This window comes from Streptomyces sp. SudanB52_2052 (assembly GCF_964272415.1).
Lineage (GTDB): Bacteria > Actinomycetota > Actinomycetes > Streptomycetales > Streptomycetaceae > Streptomyces > Streptomyces olindensis.
The window spans coordinates 8391725-8404308 of record NZ_OZ186796.1 but is presented as its reverse complement, the minus strand read 5'-3'; the positions used below and the strand labels follow the sequence as shown (position 1 = coordinate 8404308).

Genomic DNA, 12584 nt, shown 5'->3' with positions numbered 1-12584 from the left:
TCACGAGGCGTCCGTATCCGGCTGGTCGAGTGCATCCCACCCACGCACACAGTGGACGCGAGCGGTCTTCGGGTAGACGGTCTCGGAGTCCGAGCGAGGACCGATCTCGAAAAGGTCGATCATCAAGAAGAGCGGGTAGGCGGGAGACTGGCGCATCCGCTTCACCATGACGCCCTCGCAACCGATGATCGTGCCCCACGGCCCCCACACAGCCGTCCAGGTGTGGGGTTTCGAGGCGTCCAGGGGAAGGACGACTTCCGTCATGTCAGTTGTCAACCGCCCGTCTGAATGCGCTTTCACCCCGCACCGGGCATGGCTCTTTTCCTCGCCGACGGCGTCGGCGTCGATCTCGAAGACACAGATCTCACCGCTCTCCCCCTCCGACAGATGCTCCGTCCCCACGAGCCACGCCGCGAGCATGCACCCCTCATCCACGCTCGCGCTCACCGTCACCTCCACACGCCCGGCGGTGGGCGCCCACAGCAGCCGCTCGGGGGTCTCCGTGCGGACGACGAGTCCGTCGGAACGGTGTCGGTGTGTACCCCGGTGAGAACCCACCGGACCGGAGAAGACCCCGGTCTGCACGTTGGACACACGAAGCGGAGCGTCTTCCTCGCGCCAGTCCGGCTGGTCGGCGTCGATACGCAGCCGCAGCCCCGAATCGTCGATGTCGTAGCGTGCCCGAGACCGCTCGGGTGACGTCCAGTGGGGCAGATAGTGATCGACCCAGCGGTCTTTCCTGAGCTGCGGAACGCTGAAGTCGTCCTCGAAATCAGGCTCATGAGCCGGAGGATCAGGGAAACGCAGGCCATCGGCACCCATGACGCCATCGTCTCAGACCGCGGCTCCTTGCCGAGTCGGCACCTCGACCGCCTCTTGGCCGAGAAAGCACAGGTCACGCCTGGAAGCCGTGTGCCCCCCTTCCTTCGCCCCGTAAGATCGGATGATCTCGTGGGGAAGGTGGTCATGGGCAGGCGACGCCCCGATACGCCAACGCTGGAAGAGGTGGCCGCTCGCGCCGGGGTGGGGCGGGGCACGGTCTCCCGCGTCATCAACAACGCGGCCGGTGTGAAGGAGTCGACGCGCGAAGCCGTGCAGCGAGCCATCGAGGAACTGGGGTACGTTCCCAATCTCGCGGCCCGCTCCCTGGCCGGGCGGCGCACCGATGCCGTCGCTCTCGTTCTGACGGAGCCCGACTGGAGGGTGTTCTCCGAGCCGTTCTTCTCGGAGATCGTCCGCTCACTCGGGGACGCGCTGACGGACACCGGGATGCAACTGATGCTGACCCTGGTCCGCTCGGACACCGAGCGCAAGCGCTTCCTGGAGTACGCCCGCGGCGGCCGGGTCGACGGAGTCCTGCTGTTGTCCGTGCGCGCGGGAGACCGGCTGCCGGACATGCTCGCCGAGGCACGGTTGCCGACCGTGATGCTGGGGCGCCGCTCGGGCGACGAGTACGTCAGTTACGTGGACGCGGACAACGTGGGCGGTGCCCGCAGCGCCGTCTCCCACCTGCTGGCGCGGGGCCGCAGAGCGATCGCCACCATCACGGGGCCGCTGGACATGCACGTCTCCCAGTGCCGGCTGCGTGGCTACCAGGATGTTCTGACGCTGGCCGGCTTGAGGTACGAGGAGTCCTTGGTCGCCGAAAGCGACTTCACGGAGGACAGCGGGCGCCGCGCCATGACCGAACTCCTCGAACGGCACCCCGACATCGACGCCGTACTCGCCGCGTCGGACACCACGGCAGCGGGGGCACTGCAAGCACTGCGTGCGGTGGGACGGCGCGTGCCGGGGGATGTCGCCGTGATCGGTTTCGACGACTTTCCGCTGGCTCAGCGCACCGATCCGCCCCTGACCACCGTGCGTCAGCCGCTGGAGGAGATGGGCCGGGCCATGATCCGACTGCTCCTGGAGGACATGGACGAGCCGTCGGTGGCCTACCGCCACGTCATCCTCCGTACGGAGTTGCAGGTCCGTGATTCGGCCTGAAGAGCGTCGGTGTCCGCCGGGTGACCCGAGTTGCAGGCAGTTTCGGGAGCGCTCCCAATCGCCGCTCTGCCGAGTAACGGATCCCGGGCCGTCCTGCGTGAACGAAGGTGTTCGCGGGCTGATGGAGCGCGGCGGCACGAGGGGCGTACGGCGCTCCGCGAGCACGCCTCACTCGTGTGCGATGTGTGCCCGGTGTTCGGCCAGCACGTCCAGTCCGAAGTCGGAGGCCAGGTCACGCCACACCGAGTGAGCGTGGTTCGCGTGGCGTTGCGTGTTGTCGTACTCGATCAGGATGCGGGAGTCCTGCACCCGGTAGTAGTGCGGCTCCCCGACCTCCGTGCTGCCCGCCCAGCCGAAGTGGACCAGGTCGAGGACCGTGTCAGAGGCGTAGTGGGTGTCGTAGGCGTCGGCGAGGAACTCGGGTGCCCGTCCGGTGTAGAGGGCCACGAGACGGCGCAGCAGGTGCCGCTGTTCTTCGTTGAGATCGCGGCCGCTGATGCCTTTGGGGGGAATCGTGATGGCCACGCGCGCATGGTCGCTCTCGGTGTACCCGCTGCCCGCCTCCGCCCGACGGTCGATGTCGTTGACGAGCCGGTCCAGGTCAGGATCTTCGAACTGCCCCCGCCACAGGTCCTGCATGTGCATCATCGTGTCGCCGTGTCGGACGTGTGGCCGGTTGCCGGAGACTATGTCGGACACGGCGGAAGGATGGAGCAGAGCTTGTTGGAACTGGTCCGCGTCGAGGCTGCGGGCAAGTTGGCGCGCGGTGTCCTCGGGGCCCTGGAGGGGGCGCAGGGTGCCTCCGATCAGCTCGGTCGTGGCCGGGTCGGCGCCGATGAAGCAGGGGGTTGTGGAGACGAGCCGGCCGGCGACGACGAGGTTGTTCAGGGAGATGTGGTGGCCGCCGAGTCGCCATGCCCATATGCGTCCGCCAGGGCGGCCGAAGACCCTGAGCCAGTACAGGCCGGGGTCCCGCCCGCGCGGGCGGCCCCAGTGAGCGGTCCATCCTTCCAGCCGGTCCAGTACGTTCTCCAGACCCATCACGGTGGTGACCGTGGCGTAGCCCGCGATGGACAGTCCGGTGGCCACCAGTCGCATGGCCAGGCTCTGTTGGCGGGCACTCTGGTCCCGGATGGCGAGCCCGCCGTGTTCCGTGGGGGTGTAGAACCAGCGCAACCGCTCGGCCTCCGCATCAGGGTGGAGCGGAGAGTCGTAGGCGGCGAGCGGCCATTGGTCCTCGCTCAGGCTGCCCAGCCAGGCTGCGGCGGCCTCGGCCATCGCGGTCGCAGCCTTCTCCCGCCCGGCTGCCGGGACGTCGGGCGCCGGGCCTGCTCCGTCACCGGGCACGGACGGGCTCCGGGTCCTCGGAGATGTCCAGCATGACCTTGATGGCGTTGCCCCGGCGCTCGGCGTAGGTGTCGAACGCCTCTGAGACGTCGCCCAACGCGAAGTGGTGGGTGACCAGTTCCGCAGTGCGGAGCCGACCGCGGGCCGCGAGGGCCACGGCGCGGGCCAGCGAGCCAGTGCCCTCCCCTCGGACCGTCTGGATCGAGATGCCGTTCATCACGGCGTGGTTCAGGTCGGCCTGCACGGGCTGCTCGAAGAACCCGACCAGGACGACCTTCCCCGACCGTTTGGCCATGCGCAGGGCGTCGTCCACCGCACTCGGGGCGCCCGAGCATTCCAGGACGATGTCGGCACCGATCCCGTCGGTCGCCTCCCGGACGGCGGCAACGGCGTCCTCTTCCCGGGAGTTGACGACCAGGTCCGCGCCGAAGGACTTGCCGATGGCCAGTCTCGCTTCCCGGGTGCCGACCAGGGCGACGGTCCTCGCGCCGAGTTCACGCGCGACCTGTGTCGCGAGGAGACCTATGGGCCCGGGACCGAGCACGGCGACGGTGGATCCGACGAGAAGGCTGTCCAGCACGTCGAATGCGTGCATCACGGTACCCACGGTGCTGAGGACGACCGCCTCGTCGAAGTCGACTGTGTCCGGCAGCCGGTGGAGGGTGGCCACGTGATTGAGCGCGTACTGTGCGAAGCCGCCGTTGACGGTCATCCCCTGCGCTCGGTGCCCGGTGTGCCGCAGGCCGTAGTTGAGGCAGTCCGTGTAGGCCCCGGCCAGGCAGTTGGCGCAGCGCATGCAGCCGCGGTGAGCCTCCGTCACGACGCGGTCCCCGACGCGGAGTTCGTTCACGGCGCTGCCCACCGCGGCCACGACGCCCGCGTATTCGTGGCCCGGGACGAACTCGCCCGCAGCGGGGCCGCCGTCCTTGAAGAAGTGCCGGCTTCGGATCTTCAGGTCCGTTCCGCACAGGGACGCCCTGCGGACCCGCACCAGGACATCCTCCGGCCCCACCTGCGGCACAGGCAGCGTCGTGACCGCGAGGGTGCCGGGTGCACCCAGCACCGCGGCCCGCATGGTTTTCGGCAAGGACATAGGGGCCTCCAGTCACGGCCATGGGCATGCGTCGGGAATCGGCGAATCGAGACCATTCTTTCCCCACACCATCGTGCACGTCGGCAACGCCGATTTCCCATCCCCGACGCATAGGCATCCCTTATACGCATCGCGATGAATTCCTATTGGAGGCTCACCGCAGGCCCATGGCAGAGTCGTCCGGAAACGGAGCACATCGCCGTCGGCCGTACGGCCGAGGAACGGGGCCCCGCCCGAGGAGTGAAGCTGTGGATCTGGGAATCTCAGGCAAGACCGCACTGGTGCTGGGCGGAGGTGGGGGTCTCGGCGGCGCCATCGCGCAGGCCCTCGCCGCGGAGGGCGCCGGTGTCGCCGTGGCGGACATCAGTCCGCAGGCTGCCGAGCGCACCGTCGAAGCGGTGGCCGGCCCGGGTGGAAAGGCCGTGTCCCTGGAATGGGACCTCGGGGATCTGGACGCGATCGACCGGCACATCACGACGGTCGAGGGGGTTCTCGGCCCTGTGGACATCCTGGTCAACAACACGGGAGGACCGCCGCCCTCGCCGGTGGGCGGGCAGGACCCGGAGATCTGGCTGCAGCACTTCCGGTCCATGGTGATGTCGGTGATCGCGATCACCGACCGGGTCGCGCCGCTGATGAGGAGCCGCGGCTGGGGCAGGATCATCACCAGCGCCAGTTCCGGCGTGATCGCCCCCATACCCAACCTCGGACTGTCGAACGCCCTGCGTGGCAGCCTGCTCGGCTGGTCCAAGACGCTGGCCCGGGAAGTAGCGGCCGACGGCGTCACCTGCAATATGGTCGTTCCCGGCCGGATCGGCACCCAGCGGACGAAGTTCCTGGACCAGGCCAAGGCCGAGCGGGAGTGGAGGTCCGTCGAGGAGATCTCCGCCGAGAGTGTCGCTTCGATCCCCGTGGGCCGCTACGGTGAACCGCGCGAATACGCCGCTGCCGTTGCTTTTCTCGCAAGCAGTCAGGCCTCTTACATCACGGGCTCGGTCATTCGTGTCGACGGCGGTCTCATCGCGAGCCTCTGAAAGCAGGCATCGGAATTCAAGGAGGCAGAAATGGCAGCGCTGTCCCGCGACACCACCGGCGTCTACGCCATCGCACCGACGCCTTTCGATGAATCGGGTGCGATCGACTTCGATTCACTCAGCCGGCTGATCGACTTCTACGCATCCACCGGTGTCACCGGATTGACCCTGCTGGGCCAGATGGGTGAAGCCCCCAAGCTCTCCCACGAAGAGAGCGTGCGCATCGTCCAGTACGTCATCAAGCGCACCGACCTGCCCGTCGTCGTGGGCGTCTCCGCACCCGGCTACGCCGCCATGCGGGCCCTGACGGCTGACGTCATGTCAGCCGGTGCCGACGGTGTCATGATCGCCCCGCCGAACACGCTGCGGACCGACGACCAGATCGTGAGCTACTACGAGGGAGCCTCGGCCGCCATCGGCGAGGACGTGCCGTTCGTGATCCAGGACTATCCGCTCTCGTTCTCCGTCGTCATGTCCCCCGTCGTCATCGCCCGCATCGCCGGTGCCGCGCCCGGATGCGTGATGCTGAAGCACGAGGACTGGCCGGGCCTGGAGAAGATCAGTACGCTCCGGCAGCTGCAGGCCGACGGAGCGATGCCCCGGCTGTCGATTCTGTGCGGAAACGGCGGACTCTTCCTGGACTTCGAGACGGAGCGCGGAGCCGACGGTGCCATGACGGGCTACTGCGTGCCCGAACTCCTCGTCGACGTGGTACGCCACACCGCCGCCGGAGACCGGGACGCCGCCCATGACGTCTTCGACGCCCACCTGCCCCTGCTGCGCTATGAACAGCAACCGGGCGTCGGCCTGGCCGTACGCAAGTACGTGATGAACCGCCGCGGGATTCTGGCCTCCGACACCCAGCGCAAGCCCGGGGCGGCACTGTCTGCGCGTGCCCGCGGCGAAGTCGACTACCTGCTGACCCGACTGGCCCGCAAGGACAGCAGGGTCGTGGTCACGGCATGACCCCCGTCAGCAGCGCGGCCGCACGGCTCCGCGTCACCTCGCCGGGCGCTGTCGGCTCGCCGCATGCGGGGCGGGCGGCGCCCGCTCCAGTAGCTTGATCAGATGCAGCTACGTCAGCTGGAGTACTTCCTCGCGGTGTGGGAGGCGGGCTCCTTCAGCGGAGCGGCCGCGCGGCTCTATGTCACTCAGCCCTCGCTCTCCCAGCAGATCGGTGCTCTGGAGAAAGAGCTGGGTGCGGTTCTGCTGGAACGTGGCCGGCAGGGGGTGACGCTGACACCCGCCGGCCGGGTCTTCCTGCCGCGGGCGCAGGACGTCCTCCGTGTCGTCCAGGACGCCCGGGACTCGGTACGCGAGGTGGTCGAGGGCCGGAAAGGCGACGTCCACGTCCTGACCGTACGGTCAGTCGCCTCGGGCATCCTGCCGCCCTCCGCGGCCCGCTGGCACTCGACGTATCCCTCGACAGTGCTGCGGCTGCACGACTACTCACACCGCCGGGACCTCGAAGAGGCCATGCGCAGCGGACAGGGCGACATCGCGGTCGGTCCGCGACCCCACCTGTGGGAAGGGCCCGTCCATTCCCTCGGGTACGAGGAGATGGTGCTGATCGGCTCCGCCGAGTACCCGTCGGACGCATCGGCGAGCCCTGCCGAACTGGCTGCTGCCGACTGGGTGCTCTACGAGCAGGAACAGGGCATGAGCGAAGTGGTGGACCGACTGGTGGGCCACTTCGGCTTCACTCCGCGCGCCGTGGCGCGCACCGGTCAGGTGTCGGCGGCGCTCCTGTTCGCGGTCGAGGGGATCGGCGTGACGGTGGCACCGGAGAACGCGGTGCCTCTGCGCTGGTCGCGCCATGCACGGCGGATCGGGACCGGCTACTTCCGGGAGCTGGTGGTCTTCAGCAGAAAGCAGCCTTCCCAACTGGCGGAACGCTACCGGGACATGCTCACTTCTGTGGAGCTGCCGCTGACCACGGAGCGGGATCTGCCGGAGGGAGCGGTCCGTTTCCAGAACCTGTCCTAGTGATCACGTCGCTCGGTCAGGCGTCGTCGCGCAGGTGGGCAAGCCCGCTGAGAAGAAGTTCGAGGCCGAAGGAGAACTCGTCCTCGATCGGAACCGGCATCACCCCGGCCACGGTCACGGTGGCCGGGAACAGGTCGGGATCCACGCTCTGAAAGACGGCCGCCGACTCTGCGTCGTCGGCTTGTCCTGCGCCGCCATGCCCGTTGACCTGCACGGCGAACCCGAGGACGTAGCGGGCCAGAGTCGCATACGCGTACGCGGCCACTCGCGGCGGGAAACCACTGTCGAGCAGCACCGCGACACAGCGCTCCCGCAATGCCATGGCATTCGGTCCCATGGGAATCTGCTCGACCAGCAGGCGTGCCGCGTTACTGTGCCGGGCCAAGGCGTCGAACATGGTGTGCGCGACCGTCCGCAGCGCCCGCTCCCAGCCCAGCGCGAGGAGTTCGTCACCGTTCAGCTCCACGCTGCCGAACATGCGGTCCACGACATGAGCGACCAGAGCTGCCCGGTTGTCGAAGTGCCGGTACAGCGTCGCCGTGCCCGAGCCCAGACGCTGGGCCAGTGTCCGCATCGAGAGAGCGTCGGAGCCCTCCTCCTCCACGATCCGCAGTGCGGTGGCGACGATGCGCTCCAACGGCACGGGCGGCCGCCCCGGCGAACGCCGAGCCGATGCGCTCGTGCCTGCTCGCGCAGGACCGGTTTCTGCCATGGAACGTCCGACCTCCTCCGCCAGCACCATAACAGCAACGCCGTAGCCGATACGAGATCGCCCGTCGGACGAGGCGCTTGATCATTCCCCCGGCACCCTGCGCAGATACGGATCGGTGAAGCGCCGGTCGGGGTCGAGCCGGTCGCGCGGTGCAGGGAACTCGTGGAAGCGAGGATGGGCAGCGGCGAGGTGTTCGGCGTCGCGGGTGTGGAGTTTGCCCCGGTGGGGACGCCCCTCATGGGCGACGAAGATGCGCTCCGCCTGCGTGAAGTAGCGCTGGTACGACGTGCCCCTGTACATGTGCACCGCCATGTAGGCGCTGTCGCGTTCCGATGCCGTGGACAGAGTGATGTCGTCCGCGGGGGTGGTGCGGACGGGGATGTCCGTGTAGGTGCGGGTCGAGAGGCCGCGGGTGGCGACCCGCGCCATCGCCGGGATGGTCGCGGGCACGGTTCGTCCCACTGAGTTCATCGCCTGGAAGACGCCTTTGGAGAGGAACTCGTCGTCGAACCACTTCCTGAGTCGGCCCAACGGGGCGTGCGGGCCGGCCGTGCGGTTGTGTGATCGAGACGCGTATTCACCCATACCGTAGCGCAGTGTCTTGGACGGACGACCAACATGCGACTGAGGGTGAACGGCGGTCGCGTCAGGTCGGCGACCGCGACGGGTGTTCGGTCCGTCCGATGGGTGCACGCACACTGTCCCGCAGACACCGGTTCAGCTGTTGAACGGGCGCGTTTCTCCGGGAGTGCGGCCGAAGCGGCTCCGGAAGACCCGGGTGAAGTGGGCCTGGCTGGCGAATCCCCAGCAGTGGGCGACTTCGGCGATCGTCAGATGGCGGGAGCTCGGATCGGCGAGGACCTGCCGGGCCTTGCCGAGCCGCTGTTCGAGGATGTATCGGGAGGGGCTCACCCCGGTCGGCTGGAAGATACGGCTCAGGTGCCGCGCGGACACTCCGATCGCCTCCGCGACCATCCCCGAGCTCAGCCCGGGGTCGGTAAGGTGCCGGGCTATGTAGTCCTTGGCCACCGCCAGTTGGGAGAGCATGGCGGGCGACGCGGAACCGCCCAGCCGCGGTGCGGCCAGCGTACGGACGAGGTCCAGCACGGTGGCCTGGGTGCTGACCGAGTCCTCGCCGCCCTGCCCCGTGACCCAGTCGGCCAGTACCGCCTCCAGTGCGGAAGCCTGGGCACCTTCGGCGGCCGACCCCCTGCCGAGCAGTATCGGTGCGGTCACCTCGCCGGGGGCACACTGCGCGGCGAACACCTCAGGCGGGATGTCCACCAGCAACTGACGCATGGGAGAGGGGAACCCGAACAGATAGGGCCGCCTCGTGTCGTAGAGAATCAGGTCGCCCGTCTGCAGGGTGACGCAGCCGCCCTCGTGGAAGAACACCCCACTGCCTGCCGTCAACAGCGTGACGAAGATCGAGTCCTTCGGCAGGGTCCGACAGGTCCGTGGGGTCCGTTCGATGACGTGCTCGTTGCCGGCGATCTCGGCCAGCCGCAAGTCTCCCAGCTCGACGTTCGTCTCCGTGGCCAGCAGGCCCTCCCGCGAGTACGACGAGCATGTCAAGCCCACCAGAGCCTGGCGGTTGTGTTCTTCCCAGAAGTCGATGCGGTCCGCCGGATCGACCGACTGCGTGGACACGCGGGAGACGATAGGCAGGTTCACCTGAATCTCCTTTCCGGCCCGTGCCTCCCTGATGGCTGTGGTGCAGGACTGTATTGCCGTGACGAAAGGGAGTCGATGCGGCCGCTGGGCTGGGCCTCGTGCTCTGACGTGCGGGGCCGTCGGAGGTGCCTGGTGCTGTCTCCGGGCGAGAGTACCCCCAGTGCGCTGCCGCGTCACGGGTCGCGCAGGCGGGGGCACGGCGTCCCGAGCCACGCCTGCACGATCGCGGAGGCCAGGCTCAGCACCTCCTCCCGCGGTCCGAGGTCGTGTGCGTCGCGGTCTCGGCTGATGCCGCGCAGGGGACGAGGTGGTCGAGGCGGTCACGGTGTGCGGCGGGGTCGACCAGGATCTTGACCTGGTTTCCCGGACCGTCCAGCAGCGCCTCGAAGCCATGGGGGACCAGAGCGTCGAGGGCGATGGTCGAGGTGACGACCGGTGTCAGGTCCAGCCCCCGCTCGGCGACGAGCCGGATGAGTTCCGGATAGGTGTCGCGGTAGCCGACGCTGGCGACGATCGACTGCTCGTTGTTGACCAGGGCGAAGGTGTCCAGGGACACCTGAGGGGCCAGACCGACGAGGACGACCCGGCCGCCGCGCCGAGTCGCGGCCAGGCAGGTGCGCAGGGCGCTCTCAGAGCCGACCGCTTCGAACGCGACATCGACGCCCTCTCCGCCGGTCAGCTCACGGATACGCTCCCCGGCGCCTTCCCCCACGCCGGCGTCGACCAGATCGGTGGCGCCCAGCCCGGCGGCGCGGTGCAGGCGAGCCGGGGAAACGTCGACGGCGACGATGCGCCGCACGTTGCGTTCCGCGGCGAGCCGGACGGTGAGCAGCCCGACCGGGCCCAGGCCGACCACCGCCACTGTCTCGGGCAGGGCCCCGGCGCGCCGTAGGGCGTGCAGGGCGACCGAGGCCGGTTCGAAGAGCGCGGCCTGCTCCAGCGACACGGTCTCGGGGAGGCGGTGCGCCATGTAGGCGGGGATGGCCGCGTACTCGGCCATGCCGCCGTTCCCCATCAGCCCGGCGAACCCGAAGTGCCGGCAGATGTTGTACTCGCCTGCCCGGCAGCGTGGGCATGTCCCGCACCGATAGTTCGGTTCGACCGCCACCCGGTCGCCGATCGTCAGGTCGGTCACCGACGGCCCGAGGGCCACTACGGTCCCGCAGAACTCGTGGCCGAGGACGAGCGGAGCTGTGACGCCGGAAGCCGGATGCGGCTTCGTGACGGGGATCGCGTGTGGTCCGTCGACGTACTCGTGCAGGTCGCTGCCACAGATGCCGCAGTAGGCGACCTCGATGAGCACCTCGCCGCGCCCGGGTGTGGGCACGTCCACCTCGGCCATCCGGACGTCCCTGGCTCCGTACCAGACAGCGGCCCGCATACGCCGCGTGTCGGCCCTCATTCGGCCGCTCCCGCCACCATTGCGCCCGGGCCGACCGCAGCCTCGGCCCGCTCGGCCCGCCGGCGCAGCACGCCCGGCGCGGTCTCCCGCAGGCCGAGGGAGAGCAGGACGACGGCGACGGCGCCGCCGGCGGAGATGAACATGGCCGTCTGCAGGCCCCAGACGTCCGACGCGCGCCCGGCGATCACCGGAGCGAGGAAGCCACCGGCCAGCTCGCCGACTCCCATGACCAGCCCGAGCGCGGTGGCCAGCGCGCCACGGGGCACCGTCTCGGCGGGGATGGTGGCCATGAACAGGGTGAAGCAGCCGAGCCCGGTGTAGGTGAGCACGATGACCAGGCCCAGCACCACCGGATCGCTGACGTACACAATCGCGAGCGGACACAGGGCCGCTGTCGCGGAAAAGGCGATCATGGTCGGCTTGCGGCCTACGCGATCGGAGACGGCCGGGGTGAGGAACCCCCACAGTACCCACCCCACTCCCAGGCAGGTCATGACGCCGCTCATGGTGCTCGGGGAGAAGCCCTTGACGGTCAGCAGGTACGTAGGGGTGAAGGTGACGATGACGATGAACCAGGTCAGGTAGCAGCACGCGACCGCCATGCACAGGACGATGTTGCGGTGTCGCAGAACCTCCCGCACCGACGGCTTGGGGCCGGCCGTCGTCTCGGGGATGACCTCTGCATCGGCGGCGGCGACCTGGACCCGGCCGCCGGGAGGCACCTCCCTGACCGACTTCGCGATCCAGGCCGCGATGAGCAGACCGGGCACGATCGTCACGAGCAAGGCGGTGCGCCAGCCATGGAGCTCGGCCAGCCACACCACCGCCAGCGGGGCGAGGATCCCGCCCATCAGTCCTGCCGACGAGCCCTGGAGCAGCCCCATGTTGAGACCGCGACGGCTCTCCCGGGAGGCCTCCACCATCAGTGACTGGGCCAGCGGCAGCACGGCTCCCTCCGCCAAGCCCATCAGGGCCCGGGCGACGAGGAGACCGAGGAAGCCGGTCATCAGCCCGCCCGCCGCGGAGAAGCAGGAGAAGAGGACCACCGCGGCGATCAGAATGCGTTTGCGTCTGCCGAGCTTGTCCGACAGATGGCCGGCCACCAGCCCGGACAGTGCCCACGTGAGTGCCAGCACTCCTGACAGTGTGCCCAGCTCGGTGTTGGACAGATGGATTTCCTTGCTGATGAACGGGGCAAGGAACGGCAACGCCTGGCGGTCGAAGAAGACGAATCCGAAGGCCAGGAAAAGGATCAGCAGCAGCCGGTTCTCATAGCGGCGGGCAGTGGTGCCGGTGGCCGCGGACGCTTCTGCCTCGGGCCGCATGCGGGGACGGATACGTGGCATC

Annotated in this window: 11 protein-coding genes and 1 pseudogene; 4 read left to right on the top strand and 8 right to left on the bottom strand. The window is 68.8% G+C overall.

What is annotated here, in order from left to right; translation table 11 throughout:
• Entirely contained in the window at nt 1-822 is an 822-nt protein-coding gene (locus ACSUPV_RS37755) for a hypothetical protein (RefSeq protein ID WP_436949522.1), read from the bottom strand.
• A gap of 144 nt (nt 823-966) precedes the next feature.
• Between ACSUPV_RS37755 and ACSUPV_RS37750 the strand changes: the two genes are divergently transcribed.
• Complete coding sequence (locus ACSUPV_RS37750; RefSeq protein ID WP_436949521.1) at nt 967-1989, top strand: LacI family DNA-binding transcriptional regulator; 1023 nt, start codon at nt 967-969, stop codon at nt 1987-1989.
• A 168-nt stretch (nt 1990-2157) separates the two neighbouring features.
• Here the strand turns inward: ACSUPV_RS37750 and ACSUPV_RS37745 are convergent, their stop codons facing one another.
• Both ACSUPV_RS37745 and ACSUPV_RS37740 read right to left on the bottom strand, forming a co-directional pair.
• Nucleotides 2158-3336: a DUF3500 domain-containing protein gene (locus ACSUPV_RS37745; protein WP_436949520.1), complete on the bottom strand. Its 1179-nt coding sequence runs from the start codon at nt 3334-3336 to the stop codon at nt 2158-2160.
• Complete coding sequence (locus tag ACSUPV_RS37740; RefSeq protein WP_436949519.1) at nt 3326-4429, bottom strand: zinc-dependent alcohol dehydrogenase; 1104 nt, start codon at nt 4427-4429, stop codon at nt 3326-3328. Before ACSUPV_RS37740 ends, ACSUPV_RS37745 begins: the two co-directional genes overlap by 11 nt.
• Before the next feature lie 248 nt (nt 4430-4677).
• On the opposite strand from ACSUPV_RS37740, the gene ACSUPV_RS37735 reads away from it, so the two are divergent.
• The 3 genes from ACSUPV_RS37735 (at nt 4678) to ACSUPV_RS37725 (ending at nt 7449) form a co-directional block, all read left to right on the top strand.
• Nucleotides 4678-5463, top strand: coding sequence for an SDR family oxidoreductase (locus ACSUPV_RS37735; RefSeq protein ID WP_436949518.1), 786 nt, complete (start codon nt 4678-4680; stop codon nt 5461-5463).
• 30 nt (nt 5464-5493) lie between these two features.
• Nucleotides 5494-6429, top strand: coding sequence for a dihydrodipicolinate synthase family protein (locus tag ACSUPV_RS37730; RefSeq protein ID WP_436949517.1), 936 nt, complete (start codon nt 5494-5496; stop codon nt 6427-6429).
• A 102-nt stretch (nt 6430-6531) separates the two neighbouring features.
• On the top strand, nt 6532-7449 hold the full coding sequence (locus ACSUPV_RS37725) for a LysR family transcriptional regulator (protein WP_436949516.1): 918 nt from the start codon (nt 6532-6534) through the stop codon (nt 7447-7449).
• A gap of 16 nt (nt 7450-7465) precedes the next feature.
• On the opposite strand, the gene ACSUPV_RS37720 is transcribed toward ACSUPV_RS37725, so the two are convergent.
• From ACSUPV_RS37720 to ACSUPV_RS37700, 5 genes and pseudogenes are all read right to left on the bottom strand, one after another.
• A complete protein-coding gene (locus ACSUPV_RS37720; RefSeq protein ID WP_436949983.1) occupies nt 7466-8092 on the bottom strand; it encodes a TetR/AcrR family transcriptional regulator in 627 nt (208 codons plus the stop codon).
• Between the two features lie 150 nt (nt 8093-8242).
• Nucleotides 8243-8743 (bottom strand): annotated as a pseudogene (locus tag ACSUPV_RS37715) (D-arabinono-1,4-lactone oxidase); the annotation flags it as partial.
• A gap of 135 nt (nt 8744-8878) precedes the next feature.
• The gene (locus ACSUPV_RS37710) at nt 8879-9835 is read right to left on the bottom strand and encodes a helix-turn-helix domain-containing protein (RefSeq protein ID WP_436949515.1); all 957 of its coding nucleotides are present in this window, start codon (nt 9833-9835) and stop codon (nt 8879-8881) included.
• Between the two features lie 238 nt (nt 9836-10073).
• Nucleotides 10074-11237, bottom strand: a complete 1164-nt coding sequence (locus ACSUPV_RS37705; RefSeq protein ID WP_436949514.1) for a 2,3-butanediol dehydrogenase — start codon at nt 11235-11237, stop codon at nt 10074-10076.
• Entirely contained in the window at nt 11234-12583 is a 1350-nt protein-coding gene (locus tag ACSUPV_RS37700) for an MFS transporter (protein WP_436949513.1), read from the bottom strand. The genes ACSUPV_RS37705 and ACSUPV_RS37700 overlap by 4 nt, the downstream gene beginning before the upstream one ends.
• Nucleotide 12584: the final 1 nt, after the last annotated feature.

Bases quoted from the DNA above. Each gene is read 5' to 3' on its own strand.
- ACSUPV_RS37740 (WP_436949519.1), bottom strand. From the start codon at position 4,429: ATGTCCTTGCCGAAAACCATGCGGGCCGCGGTGCTGGGTGCACCCGGC.
- ACSUPV_RS37700 (WP_436949513.1), bottom strand. From the start codon at position 12,583: ATGCCACGTATCCGTCCCCGCATGCGGCCCGAGGCAGAAGCGTCCGCG.
- ACSUPV_RS37705 (WP_436949514.1), bottom strand. From the start codon at position 11,237: ATGAGGGCCGACACGCGGCGTATGCGGGCCGCTGTCTGGTACGGAGCC.
- ACSUPV_RS37730 (WP_436949517.1), top strand. From the start codon at position 5,494: ATGGCAGCGCTGTCCCGCGACACCACCGGCGTCTACGCCATCGCACCG.
- ACSUPV_RS37755 (WP_436949522.1), bottom strand. From the start codon at position 822: ATGGGTGCCGATGGCCTGCGTTTCCCTGATCCTCCGGCTCATGAGCCT.
- ACSUPV_RS37750 (WP_436949521.1), top strand. From the start codon at position 967: ATGGGCAGGCGACGCCCCGATACGCCAACGCTGGAAGAGGTGGCCGCT.
- ACSUPV_RS37725 (WP_436949516.1), top strand. From the start codon at position 6,532: ATGCAGCTACGTCAGCTGGAGTACTTCCTCGCGGTGTGGGAGGCGGGC.